11 protein-coding genes are annotated in these 15,183 nt (G+C 49.0%); 8 read left to right on the top strand and 3 right to left on the bottom strand.

Translation table 11 applies throughout. The features are described from left to right. The first annotated feature begins 149 nt into the window (after positions 1-149). From L9W92_RS12450 to L9W92_RS12470, 5 genes are all read left to right on the top strand, one after another. Positions 150-2,792, top strand: a complete 2,643-nt coding sequence (locus tag L9W92_RS12450; RefSeq protein WP_240084078.1) for a CBS domain-containing protein — start codon at positions 150-152, stop codon at positions 2,790-2,792. Continuing rightward, positions 2,785-3,408 (top strand): site-2 protease family protein, encoded by a 624-nt coding sequence (locus tag L9W92_RS12455; RefSeq protein ID WP_240084079.1) that lies wholly within the window; start codon positions 2,785-2,787, stop codon positions 3,406-3,408. The genes L9W92_RS12450 and L9W92_RS12455 overlap by 8 nt, the downstream gene beginning before the upstream one ends. Before the next feature lie 30 nt (positions 3,409-3,438). After that, positions 3,439-4,443 (top strand): tryptophan--tRNA ligase, encoded by a 1,005-nt coding sequence (gene trpS / locus L9W92_RS12460; RefSeq protein ID WP_240084080.1) that lies wholly within the window; start codon positions 3,439-3,441, stop codon positions 4,441-4,443. Between the two features lie 36 nt (positions 4,444-4,479). After that, positions 4,480-5,058 carry a DUF2953 domain-containing protein gene (locus tag L9W92_RS12465; protein WP_240084081.1) on the top strand — a complete coding sequence of 193 codons (579 nt, stop codon included), beginning with the start codon at positions 4,480-4,482 and terminating at the stop codon, positions 5,056-5,058. 122 nt (positions 5,059-5,180) lie between these two features. Beyond that, a complete protein-coding gene (locus L9W92_RS12470) occupies positions 5,181-6,095 on the top strand; it encodes a DHH family phosphoesterase (protein WP_240084082.1) in 915 nt (304 codons plus the stop codon). 141 nt (positions 6,096-6,236) lie between these two features. On the opposite strand, the gene acsA is transcribed toward L9W92_RS12470, so the two are convergent. From acsA to L9W92_RS12485, 3 genes are all read right to left on the bottom strand, one after another. Further along, positions 6,237-7,958 (bottom strand): acetate--CoA ligase, encoded by a 1,722-nt coding sequence (gene acsA, locus L9W92_RS12475; RefSeq protein ID WP_240084083.1) that lies wholly within the window; start codon positions 7,956-7,958, stop codon positions 6,237-6,239. Positions 7,959-8,060: 102 nt separating this feature from the next. Continuing rightward, positions 8,061-8,675: a GNAT family N-acetyltransferase gene (locus tag L9W92_RS12480; protein WP_240084084.1), complete on the bottom strand. Its 615-nt coding sequence runs from the start codon at positions 8,673-8,675 to the stop codon at positions 8,061-8,063. A 245-nt stretch (positions 8,676-8,920) separates the two neighbouring features. Beyond that, positions 8,921-10,678: a sigma-54 interaction domain-containing protein gene (locus L9W92_RS12485; protein ID WP_240084085.1), complete on the bottom strand. Its 1,758-nt coding sequence runs from the start codon at positions 10,676-10,678 to the stop codon at positions 8,921-8,923. Between the two features lie 268 nt (positions 10,679-10,946). Between L9W92_RS12485 and L9W92_RS19185 the strand changes: the two genes are divergently transcribed. The 3 genes from L9W92_RS19185 (at position 10,947) to ppsA (ending at position 15,162) form a co-directional block, all read left to right on the top strand. Then, a complete protein-coding gene (locus L9W92_RS19185) occupies positions 10,947-11,918 on the top strand; it encodes an SIR2 family protein (protein WP_240084086.1) in 972 nt (323 codons plus the stop codon). 23 nt (positions 11,919-11,941) lie between these two features. Then, positions 11,942-12,259 (top strand): Hpt domain-containing protein, encoded by a 318-nt coding sequence (locus tag L9W92_RS12495; protein WP_240084087.1) that lies wholly within the window; start codon positions 11,942-11,944, stop codon positions 12,257-12,259. Between the two features lie 215 nt (positions 12,260-12,474). Then, positions 12,475-15,162: a phosphoenolpyruvate synthase gene (ppsA, locus tag L9W92_RS12500; protein ID WP_240084088.1), complete on the top strand. Its 2,688-nt coding sequence runs from the start codon at positions 12,475-12,477 to the stop codon at positions 15,160-15,162. The last annotated feature ends 21 nt before the right edge of the window (positions 15,163-15,183 follow it).

Consider the following 15,183-nt stretch of genomic DNA (forward strand, 5'->3'; position numbering starts at 1 on the left):
AACGAGTTGATAATAAGAGTATCGTTTGCAATAAGTTCTTACATAGCGGATATAGTAGTTGCGTGGCGCTTTTTTTGAATCAGAGGGTATGATATAATATTGTTCATGTTATTTAACCTGGGAGTAGTATATTATGGCGGAGGGCAGCAGTGGAGATAATCACCACCCATGTAAATACTGACCTGGACGCGTTAGCGTCAATGGTTGCCGCCCGGAAGCTTTACCCAGACGCTGTAATGGTCTTTCCCGGCAATCTGTCCAGGAGTGTGGAAGCTTTCATGGCTTTACACAGGGACGCTCTTGACATAAAATCTGCCAGGGATATTAAGCCGGATCCGGTTGAACGGGTGATCTTGGTGGATACCAAATCTCCCGGAAGACTGGCCAATCTGGCAGTTCTTCTTGAGAGGCCGGGAGTGGAAATACATATATACGACCACCACCCCAGAGAAACCGGTGATATATCGGGCACGGTCGAGGTGGTGGAAATGATCGGGGCCGCCACCACCTTGCTGGTGGAAAAGATCAGGGAGCGTGGACTGAAGGTCACCCCGCTGGAAGCGACCATTCTAGCCCTGGGTATTTACCAGGACACCGGTTCGCTTGTTTTTTCCAGCACAACGGCCAGAGATGTGGACGCAGTATCCTATTTGCTCACTAATGGAGCGAATCTGGCTGTTGTGGCTGATTTCCTCGACCGGCCGTTTACCGCGGACCAGCGCGTACTGCTAAGGGACCTGCTTTCTTCAGCGGAACATATTCAGGTCAACGGGGTAAAATTATTAATCGCCAAGGGGAATGTCGATGAATTTGTCGGCGGTCTTGCCGTCTTAACACATAAGCTTGCTGATTTTGAACGGCCGGACGCTGTTTTTACCGTGGTGGAGATGGATGACCGGGTTCATGTAGTCGCCCGGAGCAGTGTGCCGGAAGTGAATGTTAGAGAAATACTGGCTGTTCTCGGCGGGCGTGGCCATAACGCCGCGGCCTCGGTCTCAATAAAAAAAGCCGGTGTGGAGGAAGTAACCGGCCGGCTAATGGATGCTATCCGGGCAAGAGTAAAACCGCCGGTGACAGCGGCAGCCATAATGAACAGCCCGGTGAAGACAATTACTCCGGAAACAGTGGTAAATGAAGCGGAAAAAGTCATGCTGCGTTACGGCCATACCGGCTTGCCGGTGGTAAGAGACGATCGGCTGGTAGGAATAGTCTCGCGCCGTGATGTGGAAAAAGCGGCTCATCACGGCCTCGGACACGCCCCTGTTAAGGCTTTTATGACCACCAGTCTGGTGTCTGTCGGTCCCGAAACGCCGGCTTCGGTGGTGCGTGATTTGATGATCGAACATGATATTGGAAGGCTTCCGGTAATCGAAAATGGAAGGCTGGTAGGGATCGTCACCCGCACGGATGTTTTGCGCACCCTGCACGGCGGCGGTGAGCCGGGCCGTAACCAGACAGTCAAAACAGGCCGGACCCGGGCAATGTCCCCCGTGAACATAAGGGAATTGATGTACAGCAGCCTGCCGGCTGGGTACGTGGAGATATTAAAGTGGGCGAGTGAAACAGCCTCGGCTATGGGAGCCAGGGTGTACGCCGCCGGCGGCATAGTCCGCGACCTGCTCCTGGGCATGGAATGCCTGGATATTGATCTGGTGGTGGAAGGGGACGGCATTGAGCTGGCGCGAACCCTCAGCAGGGAGCGTCAGGGGCGGTTGCGTGAACATCCTCAGTTCGGCACGGCGAAAATATTGTTTCCAAACGGCAAACAGGTAGATGTCACCACGTCAAGGGTGGAGTTTTATCAATACCCGGCGGCCATGCCCCAGGTAGAGGCGTCATCACTGCACCAGGATCTTTACCGCCGCGACTTTACCATCAACGCAATGGCGGTTTCGCTTAATAAAGAAAGCTTTGGCGACGTGGTCGACTTCTTCGGCGGCCGGGAAGACTTGGAACGCGGTCTTATCCGGGTGCTGCACAATTTGAGCTTCATCGAAGATCCCGTGCGTATTCTGAGGGCGGTGAGATTTGAAAAGCGCTATTATATGAATGTGGAATCCCATACTCTCAAATTGGCGAAGGAAGCAATCAGCAATAAAATGCCGGCCAGGGTGTCCGCGGAACGAATTTGGGAGGAACTGCGTCATGTCTTTCTGGAACCGAGGCCGGGCCCGGTGCTGGCCCGTTATATAGAGCTGCGGTTATGGCGCTTTTTGTTTCCGGGCGTTGAGCCTCAGCGGGTGCGTCCGGTCCTCGGGGAAATCGCGCGGTCGGTGAGAACATTGCGCTCCTGGGATGTAGCGGAGCCCGGCGATATATGGATGGTCTATTTTTTAGCGGTGCTTCATATTTCCGACTGGACCGTTGCGGCAGCGGTTTGCGGACGCTACCATTTAAGCAAACGACAGACGAATAAAGTGGCGGCGGCGCTGGGCGGCTGGCGCAATTTGTCGAAAAACCTGCAAGAACCTTTTGAAATTACTCTGAGTGAACTGGCCAGACAGGTGAAGTCATTGCCTGTGGAAATTTATCCGCTGATTTTGTGCTATCTCACCAAAAACTCTGCCAGAAAACGCTTCCAGCATGTGCTTGCCGCCATATGCAGCAATAAGCTTTCCATTAACGGCAAGGACCTGCGGCTGCTCGGATATAAGCCCGGGCCGCAATTCAATAAGGCTATGGAAGCGCTGTGGCAGGCCCGCCTGGACGGAGCGATACGCACCAGGCAGGAAGAATTGAATTACGTTAAGGAGTATCTTGCGGAATCCGGAGGAGAGATGGAAATTGTTTAATTTGCCTAGTTTGCATACTGTTGCCTTAATGCTGCCGGCCATCGTCCTGGGCTTGACTCTCCACGAGTTTGCCCATGGCTGGATGGCTGACCGGCTAGGTGACCGGACCGCCCGTCACATGGGGCGCCTCACGGTTAACCCGGCGGCTCATATTGATCCAATCGGTCTGCTTCTTTTGTTTTTCATGGGTTTCGGCTGGGCTAAACCGGTACCCGTCAACCCATATAATTTGAAGCTTGATCCAAGACAGGGCATGCTGCTGGTGGCCCTGGCCGGCCCGGCGACGAACATGTTGCTGGCCGTTATTTCCGCAATTGCCTCCGGCGCTCTGGCCGGTCTGAATTTGCCTTATTTCGGGGGAATCATGCTGTATATGATCCATATCAACGTGGTTTTGGCAGTATTTAATTTAATCCCGATCCCGCCGCTGGACGGCTCGAAGATCCTGGCCGGCATTCTGCCGGGACGGCAGGGCTGGTTGGACCAATTTGAGCAATACGGGACAATAATATTGATAGTACTTGTTTTTACCGGGTTGATTGGGGTTGTTTTCAATGTTGTAATCGAACCGATTGATAGGGTGTTGTTTGCTCTAGGAGGGTTATCCACAAGGTAATATTGTAAGAGGGAAAGGGAGATGTGAAGAATGTCAAAAGGAATAATTGTCAGCGGCATGCGCCCAACGGGCAAGCTCCACCTTGGCCACCTGTATGTTTTGGAAAACTGGGTCAGGCTGCAGAAAGAGTATGACTGCCATTATTTTGTCGCTGACTGGCATGCTCTCAGCACGTCATTTGAAGATAACTCTTCTATGCGTGATAATACAAGGGAAATGGTGACGGACTGGCTGGCGGCGGGAATGGATCCGGAAAAAAGCGTGATTTTTGTCCAGTCGGATATAATGGAGCACGCTGAACTGCACTTGATTTTTTCCATGATCACGCCCTTGTCGTGGCTGGAGCGGGTGCCGACCTTCAAAGACCAGGTGCAGCAGTTGAAAGAACAAGGGAAAGACATTAATACCTATGGCTTTCTCGGTTATCCTCTGCTCCAGGCGGCGGATATTCTCCTGTATAAGGCGGACGCGGTGCCGGTAGGGGAGGATCAGCTTCCACACCTGGAATTGTGCCGGGAAGTGGCCCGCCGGTTTAATTACCTGTATCGCCCGGTATTTCCCGAGCCGCAGGGCCTCGTGGCCAGGGTGCCTTTGCTGCCAGGTATCGACGGGCGCAAGATGAGCAAAAGTTACCATAACGATATAGTGATAGGCGCGGAGCCGGACGTGCTAAAAGAAAGGGTTAACGCCATGATTACCGATCCCGCCCGCATCCGCAAAACTGACCCCGGTCATCCGGAAGTCTGCATTGTTCACGAATATCACAACATTTACGCGTCAGACAAGCTGGCCGGGTTGGAAGAAGAATGCCGCGGCGGCAAGATTGGCTGCGTTGCCTGCAAGAAGATGCTCGCCGCGAGCATAGAGGAGGTCATGGCTCCCGTCAGGGAGCGCCGGGCGGACATATTGAAGCGGCCGGGTTATATCGATGATATTCTCGCGGAAGGCGCCCGGAAGGCCAAAGCCAAGTCGGCGGAGACCATGAAAGAAGTAAGGGAGGTCGTGTCCGGCATTAAGAACAACTCTCACAATTAGCAATTGTGCATAGTCCCGGGAAGTCGTGGAAAAATAATGCAGAGGTGGGGTCGGGTGGGCAAGGTGTTCCTTGTTTTCTTGATGTTTTTAATCCTTCTTCTGCTTTTTCTTTCCCTGACCGTTGTGCGGGTGCAGGTGAATTATGCCAGGCGGGGAAAGGATGATCAGTTTACCGTGAAGTTTTCCACATGGCGTGGGCTGGTTCATTATAGCTTTGAGCTTCCCAGGATAAAAGTCAAAAAGGAAAAAGCAATATCACCGCCGAAGTGGTTAGGCATCGCATCCAGATTTTTTAAGCCTTTGCGTATAAACAGCGCCATTATTTTCTATCTGCTGGAGAAAGTCCGTTTGCGGCGGTTAACCTGGCGCACGGAGATTGGGACAGGCGATCCCGCGCAGACCGGGCTTCTGGCTGGCGTGATATGGGGGTTGAAAGGGTTGATATTCGCCGCCTGCAACCGTTTGCTTGCCCCCGGCGGCGCCGGGCCGGTGGTGGAGATTCGGCCAAGTTTTGATAGAGCTTGCTTTAATATGGCATTTAACTGCGTTTTAGATGTGCGGCTCGGTCATATTTTTATTACCGGTTTAAAGTATCTAAAAATAAAGCGCAAGTAATCAGGTGTTATGCTTTGCCTGAATACTTATCCCGCCGAAAATCCTTGTCTTGCCTGGGAGGAAATGTTTCTTTCTTGCAGAATTTTTACTAAAATTAAACATTATGTCGAGGTGAAATAATTGTGAGGTTATTGACTCGCTCAGATTTCGACGGGTTGGCATGCGCGGTTCTTTTAAAAGATGCGGGTATAATCGACGACAGGGCATTCGTCCACCCAAAAGATATACAAGACGGCATGATCAAAGTGACGGAAAACGATGTGCTGGCCAATGTGCCTTTCGATGCAGGCTGCGGCTTGTGGTTTGACCATCACTCCAGCGAGGAAGAGAGACTGGCATTAAAAAACAAGTACAAGGGAGACAGCCGCCCGGCGCCCAGCGCGGCAAGAGTAATATATGATTATTACGGCGGCAAAGAGAAGTTCGGGCACTTGGAAGAAATGATGTCTGCCGTTGACAAGTCGGATTCCGGCCAGTTTACCGCTGATGAGATATTAAATCCAAAAGGCTGGGTGCTGCTCTCTTTTATCATGGACCCGCGCACCGGCCTTGGTCGTTTCAGGGATTGCCGGATCAGCAATTACCAGCTTATGGACGACATGATCGACTACTGCCGGAAAATGTCAATAGATGAGATCCTGAAAGTGCCTGACGTACTGGAAAGAATTAAACAGTTTGAAGAACAGAGCGGGAAGTTCAAGGATATGCTGAAAAAGTATACAAATACAGACGGCAAGGTAATTATTACGGATCTCCGGGGTGTTGCCCCGATATACAGCGGCAACAGGTTTTTGATTTATGTTCTTTATCCGGAGCAAAACATTTCAATTTGGGTCGTTGACGGAAAGAATAAACAAAATTGTGTCTTTGCCGTTGGTCGCAGCATTATCAACAGAAGTTCCAAAACAGACGTTGGTTCGCTTATGTTAAAGTACGGCGGAGGCGGCCACAAGACGGTGGGAACTTGCCAGGTACCTTATCAAGAGGCCGGTAAAGTACTGGGAGAGCTGGTTGCTAGCATGAAAAAAGACGGTTAACTAACGGATTGGTTTACCGGATGCAGAGAAAGTTTTGGAGCACATGACCAATTAAGAAGAAAAGCGGAGGTCGCCACCGTACGGTGGAACCTCCGTTTAACATATAATCAAGCAGTTACGCGCATGCTTGATTCTTTATTGTTAGTCATCCAGTGTGGACAAATCTCCGACCGGTAAACCCATTTCCTGAGCTTTTAGAACCCGGCGCATGATTTTCCCGCTGCGGGTTTTCGGCAGCTTGTCCCGCACTTCGATTTCTTTTGGCGCGGCGTGAGCGGCCAGACCTAATTTGACGAATTGCTTGAGTTCTTTATCAAGCTCATCACTCCAGGTATAACCAGGCGCCAATGCGATAAACGCCTTGATGATGTTACCGCGCACCTCATCCGGCTTGCCGATAACGCCGGCCTCGGCCACTGCCGGGTGTTCAACCAATTTGCTTTCCACTTCGAAGGGGCCGACCCTTTCCCCGGCGGTTTTAATCACGTCGTCGTTCCTGCCCTGGAACCAGATATAACCGTCTTCGTCCATAAAAGCCTGGTCTCCTGAAACATACCAGGGATCGTTTTGGAAATACTCGTTATACTTTTCAGGGTTTTTCCAAATCTCCACCATCATGCCCGGCCAGCCTTTTTTCAAGGACAGGTTGCCCATTTGCATCGGGGGCAGGATATTCCCCTCGTCATCGGTAATGGCGGCTTCCACGCCGGGAATCGGTTTGCACATCGAGCCGACCCGGATTGGTTCGCACGCATAGCAGCAGACCATATTTACGCCGGTTTCAGTCATGAACCAGGTTTCGTGAATACGCACGTCGAAAACCCTCTTGGCCCAAATGATCACTTCCGGGTTTAAGGGTTCGCCCACGCTGGTGATATGCCTGAGGCTGGACAGATTGTATTTTTTAACAACTTCGTCCCCGGCTGCCGCCAGCATTCTGAAGGCGGTAGGAGCGCTGTACCATACTGTCACACCGTATTTTTCCAGAGTGGCATACCAGTCTTCGGCACTAAAGCGGCCGCCTCTGATGATCGTAGCTTTGCCTACCAGCCAGGGTCCCCATACTGAATAGGAAACACCCGTGACCCAGCCCGGGTCGGCGGTGCACCAGAAAACATCGTTTTCCTGCACGTCATGGGCGATTCTCATGGTAAAGTACTGGCCGACCATAATATTGTGGGTATGCAATACCCCCTTGGGTTTCCCGGTAGAGCCCGAGGTGTAAAGCAGGAACATCGGGTCTTCTCTGGTCAGCCAAACCGGTGTAAAATCTGCGGAAGCCTCAGCCATTTCCTTTTCGTAAGAAACTTCAAGAGACTCCAAGTTGTTCTCATCGGCTCCAATGACGATCACGTGCTTCAAGTTGGGCAATTCATCTTTTTTAATTCTGCTTTTTTGTCCGACAGTAGTGACAATGGCCACAGCCTCGCTGTCCAGCATGCGGTCTTTGACGGCTTCTTCCATGAAAGCTTCAAAGAGCGGTCCGGCGATAGCGCCCGTTTTTACGATACCGGCGAAAGCTATTAACATCTCCGGGCTCCTGGGGATAAAAAGAAACACCCGGTCACCCTTTTTGATTCCCAGCTTGGTCAGGACGTTGGCAAACTTGTTGGTCTGCTCTTTTAGTTGGGCAAAGGTAACTGTTACTTCTTTCTCAGTGTCACTATAAAGTATCGCAGCGTCATTGCCTTTATTCTTTTCGTCTACCCACCGGTCAATGGCTTCGTAGGCGATGTTTACTTTGCCGGTAGTATACCAGCTGAATTCTTTTTCAACGTTTTCCCAGGAGAAATTCTTGCAAAACTCCTCATAGTTCTCCATATTGTGTTTGCCTGGCGACGGCGGTAGTACTTCATAATCCATTTATTTCCCCTCCAATTGTTAAGATGTTGTATTGTAAAAAGGCCGTAAAAGTTCACCTCCTGGCGGCCTTAAGCTTTTTTTCGTAGTATTGGTACGGACACTTTAACCCAGTCTTTTCCTGGCCCGCGGCCGGAAACGGAACGGCACGGTGATTGTGTGCACCAGATTTATGGCCATTTCCCGGAAAATATCTTCCATTGTTTTAAGTGAGTATGTCTGATTAAGCCGGTATGGATGGTAGAGGATGTTGATTCCTGATTTGCTTACCACCGGGTCCAGAGAGAAAAAATCAAGCGCAATGGGAATGCAGCCTTGTTTAAGAAAGAATGATTTTCTTTTTTGGTAATTTTCTTTTTGACGGCATATTTCAAGAACGTGGCCGGCGCATTGCGGGTAATGTTTCTTTAATAAATCCATCATGTGACCGTATAGCTGAGTGCCGACACCTTGGTTGCGATAGCCCTCCAGCACAACCAAAGCCTCAATAAATCCAACCTGGTTCTTGGGGAAATAATAGAATATGGCAAAACCGAGCAGCTCTCCTAAACAATCAGCGTAGATAATGTGGGCTCTGACCTGATCGTTTTCATTGGCCTGCAGCTTGCTGATCAGAGAATTTATTTCTTTGATTGAATAGTTAAAGGTTTCCCTGCAACATTCGATAACCTTACTGAAATAAATAGAATCAAGGTTGTGCAATTCAAGGAACTTGTACATGTTCGTCCCCCTCCCTGGTTCCTTATGTCCCCATGTCCCTTGTGTTATTAATGCAATTACTGTGCCACTAATAACAGTGAAGAAAAAGCCCCGTATTTAAGGGATCTGTGTTTATGATTATCTCAGTGGGAGGTAGGAAAATGAAAAAAACTGCCTGCAATAATTGCAGGCAGTTGCAAATTAATTAGTCATGCATGAGTATTTTTCAGCAATTTGGAGTGGCGCTTGTTTAAGGAAGTGATGATTTAAGCCAACCCGTGTTTTTCCATTTTGTAATACAAACTCCTGACGGCAATACCGAGCAGGTTGGCGGCTTTTGTTTTATTGCCGTTAGTCCTTTGCAGGGTTTCCAGCAAAATATTTTTTTCGGTCATATCCAGCATGTTGCCGAGGCTTCCTTCCCAATGGATCTCTGTTGCCGGTTTGGGAAAACGGTTGTCTGCTGTTGAACGCTGCATAGACGTTCTTTTGATAATGAATTCCGGAACATGTCTCGATAAAATAATTTCTTCGTTTTTATCCATTTTGATGATTGTTCTTCCCACCATATTTTCGAGTTCTCTAATATTGCCCGGCCAATCGTAATTCATCAGTATTTTGAAAACAGCCGGGGATATTTTAGAGATTTTTCGTTTATACTCATGTTCAAGTTTTTTAACCAGGTGGGTTGTCAATAAGGGTATATCATCTTTGCGGACCCTGAGCGGCGGCACGAAAATCGGCACAACATTCAGCCGGTAATACAAATCTTCACGAAAAGTACCTTCGCTGATCCTCTGTTCCAGATTAGCGTTGGTAGCGGCGATTATCCGTACGTTTACAGGTATCGGCCTGGTGCCGCCCACCCTGATGATCTCTTTTTCCTGCAGCACTCTGAGAATTTTTGCCTGCAAAGCGAGGTTCATATCACCGATTTCATCAAGAAAAATCGTGCCGTCGCTTGCATCCTCAAAGTAACCCTTTTTACCGCCCCGGATAGCCCCGGTGAAAGCCCCTTCTTCGTATCCGAACAACTCGCTTTCCAACAATGACTCGGCAATTGCCACGCAGTTGACCCTGACAAAAGGTCCCTTGCTTCTGCCGCTGACATTGTGAATGGCATGGGCGAATAACTCTTTGCCGGTGCCGCTCTCTCCCCGCAAAAGCACGGTGGCGGGAGTGTCGGAAGCGTGTCTGGCCTGGGCTATGGCCGCCTGAATCGGCTCACTATTGCCAATAATGTCGTCAAAAGTATATTTGGCCTGCAAGCGCCGGATTAATTTTTTGACATTAGCCAATTCTTCCGACAAGTGCATTATTTCCGTAATATCATGTATTACCCCGACACTTCCCCGCAGTATGCCGTCCATAATTATTGGAGCTACGTTTACCACGACTTCTTTTTTCATCGGCCCCATTTTAAGCCTGACCCCGCGCACCAGCTGCCTGGTTTGCAGCACCTTCAGGTGCATGCTTTCCCCTTCGGTCACCGCTACCGAAGCAGGTTTGTTGATCACGTCCGCCTCCGTGAGACCGGTAATTTTCGTGTAGGCGGGGTTGATTAAAATACCGTTTCCTTTTTCGTTGACCACTGTTATAGCGTCTTCAGTCGCGTAAAGAATGGCTTCCAGCAGGGACCTTGTTTCTTTTAATTCTGCAACCTGCCTCTCCAGGCTTCTTAATGAAGTGATATCGCCCATGATTGCTGCCGCGCCGGTTATTTTTCCTTGCCTGTCTTTCAGTGGGATAAAGCTTGCAACAATGGTGAGATCTCCGCTCCGCAATTGGTGGTTAAGCTCGGCAGTGCCTGTTTGCAGCACGGTCTGCAGCATTTGTGGCAGGGCGGGAACCGGAAAATCGTCTGCCAACGGTTTGCCCAGCACGTCGGCCGCCTTTAAGCCGGTGGTTTTCTCAGCCGCCTGATTGAATAAAGTAACCATGCAGGTTTTGTTTACCGCAACTAGAGCATCGTTAGAAGCGTCAAGAATTGCTTCATATGTCGCATGAGTGTTTTTACTTTGCATGGGATCACCTCGCAGATATTTATTCTACAATTGTGTGAAAGATCCTGCATGGTTTTCTGTTAAATGATGATATTACTCCACATAAGTGCACCAATCCCGGGCCAGGCTATTCACGAGATTCTTTCATGACTGTCCTGAACAAATATATTGCAACGGATTCAATTGAACTGAGTTAGAATATGAGATTTCACTCCGTGGCACAAATTCGGCAATTATGGGTTATAATGAATATATCATTAAATATCATTTATTATTTAGGAGATTTCTTGTGAATACTGTTTACGTTTTTGGAGCGGGAGCGTCGGCCGCGGAGGGCGCGCCGGTGCTGCACGATTTTCTCAAAATAGCCTTTAAGTTTTTTAAGGAAGAGCATTATAGTACTGAGCTGGATGTTGTTTGGGAGTTTCTTGAGCATTTTAATGGTTCCGGGGAGGTACTAAGCCATTCCGGTGAACTTGAAGATTTTCCCGGCTTGGAAGAAATATTCAATATTGTTGACTGGTCCCTGCTGCAAAACCAGGCGTTTTCAATCAGGTTTCCGAGAGCGCGGTTGCATGAACTGAAAACGGCTTTGGTAAAATTAATCAGCATGACTCTTGACAAGTCACTTCCCTCATACAACGGCATGCATCAGTCTTTTGTGGCTGAGGTAATCAGGGGTGGGGAAGAGATCCCGACTTTCATCTCTCTTAATTACGATATTGTTCTTGACAATGCCATCCGAGCCACCGGTTATGAACCGGAATACGGTTTCTATGGCAACCATCTGAATCACATGGATCATTGCCGGAAAATACCTCTCTACAAGCTGCACGGTTCCTTGAACTGGTCATTTTGTCCCCTTTGCGGAGAAATTTCCGAACATAATGAAAAAGTTGCGCACCTCCTCTTCAAAGACAAGTATTCAATTGCCTGCCTGAACTGCGGGAGTGATAGTTCTCAGGCAATAATTATTGCTCCGACTCTTTATAAATCTTATAATATCAGCAGATTGCAGAATGTTTGGGATTGCGCGGTAAAGTCCATAAGCCTGTCCGACCGGTTGGTTTTTGTCGGTTATTCGCTTGCTCCGGCTGATACTTCAATAATAACGACGATAAAAAGGGCGCTTAACATAATAAATAAAGAGCGTGAGATAGTGGTAATCAACCCGAATGAACAGGCATGCCGCAGGTATAAGCAGATCTTTGGAAAGAACTGCCGGGTGCTGTGCCATAAATTTACCGGGGAGCATATATAAAATATGAAAGGAAATAAAAGACCTTGAATAATGAATTTAATAAAAAGATTATTGTGCGTGTGGATAAGGACCTTGCTGAAATTATTCCAGTTTTTCTGGAGAACAGGCAGAAAGACTGCAAATCTATAAAGGAGGCTTTAGAAAAGGGGGATTATGAGACCATCCGGATTTTAGGCCACAGTATGAAAGGAGTTGGCGGCGGCTATGGCTTTGACGCCGTCACTGATTTAGGAGCCTCCATAGAACAAGCCGCAAAGAATAAGGATGCGGCGGAAATAAACAATCTGATTGATGAATTGATGACATACCTTGACCGGGTTGAGGTTGTTTTCGTAGATTAGTAGATTAAATATTATTATGGTTATGGATGGGTTTAATTAGGGATTTCTAGTATTCCCTGTCAAATCGAGGCGCAGGATGCGTATGTATACCGCGCCTTTTTTATTTTGGCATTTGTCGTCAAAATAATCTAAGGAAGGAATTGCTGGAGTTTAAGGGTGGAAGAATATGATTACCTGATTGATTCGGACATCTAATAATAGGGTGGTAAATGTGTATGAATCCATATGTGCTTGATTTTCAGGAGATCGATAAAACAAAGCTCATAGTGGCCGGAGGTAAAGGCGCCAATCTGGGGGAACTATCCAGGATTGAGGGAATAAGGGTGCCGGAAGGCTTTTGTGTCACCACCGAAGCGTATAAAAGAATAATTGGGCATAACGAGGAGTTTCATGCACTGCTGGAGCAACTGTCGTTAATAAAGTTGGAAGATCGGGAAAGAATTACTGAAATCAGCGGAAAGATTCGCGGGGTTATCGAAAGGATATCCATTGCAAAGGATATAGAAGAAGAGGTCGCGCGCCATCTCTTAAAGCTTGGGGGAAAAAACGCCTATGCCGTACGTTCCAGCGCCACGGCCGAGGACCTGCCCCTGGCCTCCTTTGCCGGGCAGCAGGACACCTATTTAAATATCAAAGGAAAAGATGCCATCCTGCAGCATATCAGCAAGTGCTGGGCCTCGCTGTTTACCGACCGGGCAGTGATCTACCGCATGCAAAACGGCTTCGAGCACCGCAAGGTCTATCTGGCTGTGGTCATCCAGCGCATGGTTTTCCCAGAGGCGGCGGGGATTATGTTTACCGCCGATCCTGTCACATCAAACAGGAAGGTGCTGTCCATCGACGCCAGCTTCGGGCTTGGCGAGGCGCTGGTCTCCGGCTTGGTGAATGCCGATATCTACAAAGTGCGGGAAGGCAGGATCGTGAATAAGAAAATATCCAGCAAGAAACTGGCCGTCTATGCGTTAAAAGAAGGCGGCATTGAGGAACGGGAGATCGACGCCGAACAGCAGAACAGGCAGACGCTGACCGATGAGCAGATTTTGCAGCTTGAAGAGCTGGGCCGAAGGATCGAGGCCTATTTTGCCTGCCCGCAGGACATTGAATGGTGCATTAGCCGGGGACATTCCTCCGGCCCCGGAGCCAGTCTCCCAAATGAGGTCCGTCCCCTTTCATCCGGACATGAGTTCTATATTGTGCAGAGCCGCCCCATCACCACCTTATACCCCATACCGGAAGTGAACGATGAGAAAAACCATGTGTTTATGTCTCTGGGCCACCAGCAGATGATGACGGAAGCCATAAAACCATTAGGTATTTCTTTTTTTCAGTTATTGGGGTCTGATGAGGTCCCCCTGGGTCAGGCCGGCGGAAGGCTGTTCTTCGATCTGGCCCATGATTTGGCTTCTCCCCTGGGGCGAAAAATAGTGCTCAGCACTATGGGCAGAAACGACCCTCTTACGCATAACGCTATCTTGAGTCTAATGAAGCGGAAGGATTATATAAAATCATTGGCGCGCGGAAAGAGATACATCAGGATGGGTACAGAGTATTTCTCCTGGGCGCTACCCATTCAGGCTATAAAGATCTACCGCCAAAACGACCCGGCCGTAGTGCAAACGCTAATGTCTCGCCATGAGGCGTCTATCAGAGAGCTGCGGCGCAGGATCGCAGGCCTGTCTGGAGATGAACTGTTTGCCTTTATTATAGAGGATCACAAGGAACTAAAGAAAGTTATGTATAATGCACGAAGCCTGGCTGTAATTATGGTCGGGTTATATGCCGCAAACTGGATCAATAAGAAAATGGAAAAGTGGCTGGGTGAAAAAAGTGCAGCCGACACCCTTTCCCAATCGGTAGCCAACAATGTCACGTCCGAAATGGGGTTGGCCTTATTGGATGTAGCTGATGCAGTCCGGCAATATCCCGCAGTGATGGAATATTTTCATCATGCCCATGACAAGACCTTTTTTGAGGATTTGGCCTCACTGGAAGGCGGCGATGCTGTCAGTGGCTCCATGCGGGATTTTCTTGATAAATACGGCATGCGCTGTTCCGGAGAGATCGATATCACCAGGCCGCGCTGGAGTGAGCGGCCGACCGCGCTTGTGCCTATGATTCTCAGCAATATCAAAAACTTTGCGCCTGATGCTCATAGGGTTATTTTCGAGAAGGGACGGCTGGAAGCAGAGCTTAAGGAGCGGGACCTGTTAAGACGCCTGGAGCGGCTGCCCGGCGGCAGACAAAAGGTTAAAAAGTCAAAGCGGATGATTAGCATTTTGCGCAATCTCATCGGCTACCGGGAATATCCCAAATACACTTTCATTCAACGCTACCATATTTATAAACAGGCCCTGCTGAAGGAGGCTGATTTGCTGGTGCGAAAGAGTGTCATTAGAAAAGAGGAGGATATCTATTATCTTACCTATCAGGAACTCCGGGAAGTTGTCCGCACCAATAAGCTGGATTACCACATTATTAACAGCAGAAAAGAGGCGTACGAGACATATGAAAAACTGACCCCGCCCCGGATGATTACATCCGAGGGCGAAGTGATATCCGGTGAATATGACACCAGCAATATCCCCCAGGGTGCCTTGGCGGGCGTACCGGTTTCAACCGGTGTCATTGAAGGGTACGCGCGGGTCGTTTTAAAAATGGAAGACGCTCATATGGAAGAAAATGATATTCTGGTCACCGCGTTCACTGATCCCAGTTGGACCCCGCTGTTTGTATCCATCAAAGGTTTGGTAACCGAAGTTGGGGGACTGATGACCCATGGCGCCGTTATTGCGCGGGAATACGGCATTCCGGCAGTTGTGGGCGTGGAAAACGCCACGAAGCTAATCAAAAACGGACAGAAAATCCGGGTGAACGGTACGGAAGGGTATGTGGCAACACTGTAACAAAATCAAAATGAATCTAGG

The organism is Pelotomaculum terephthalicicum JT (assembly GCF_022410535.1).
Lineage (GTDB): Bacteria > Bacillota > Desulfotomaculia > Desulfotomaculales > Pelotomaculaceae > Pelotomaculum_D > Pelotomaculum_D terephthalicicum.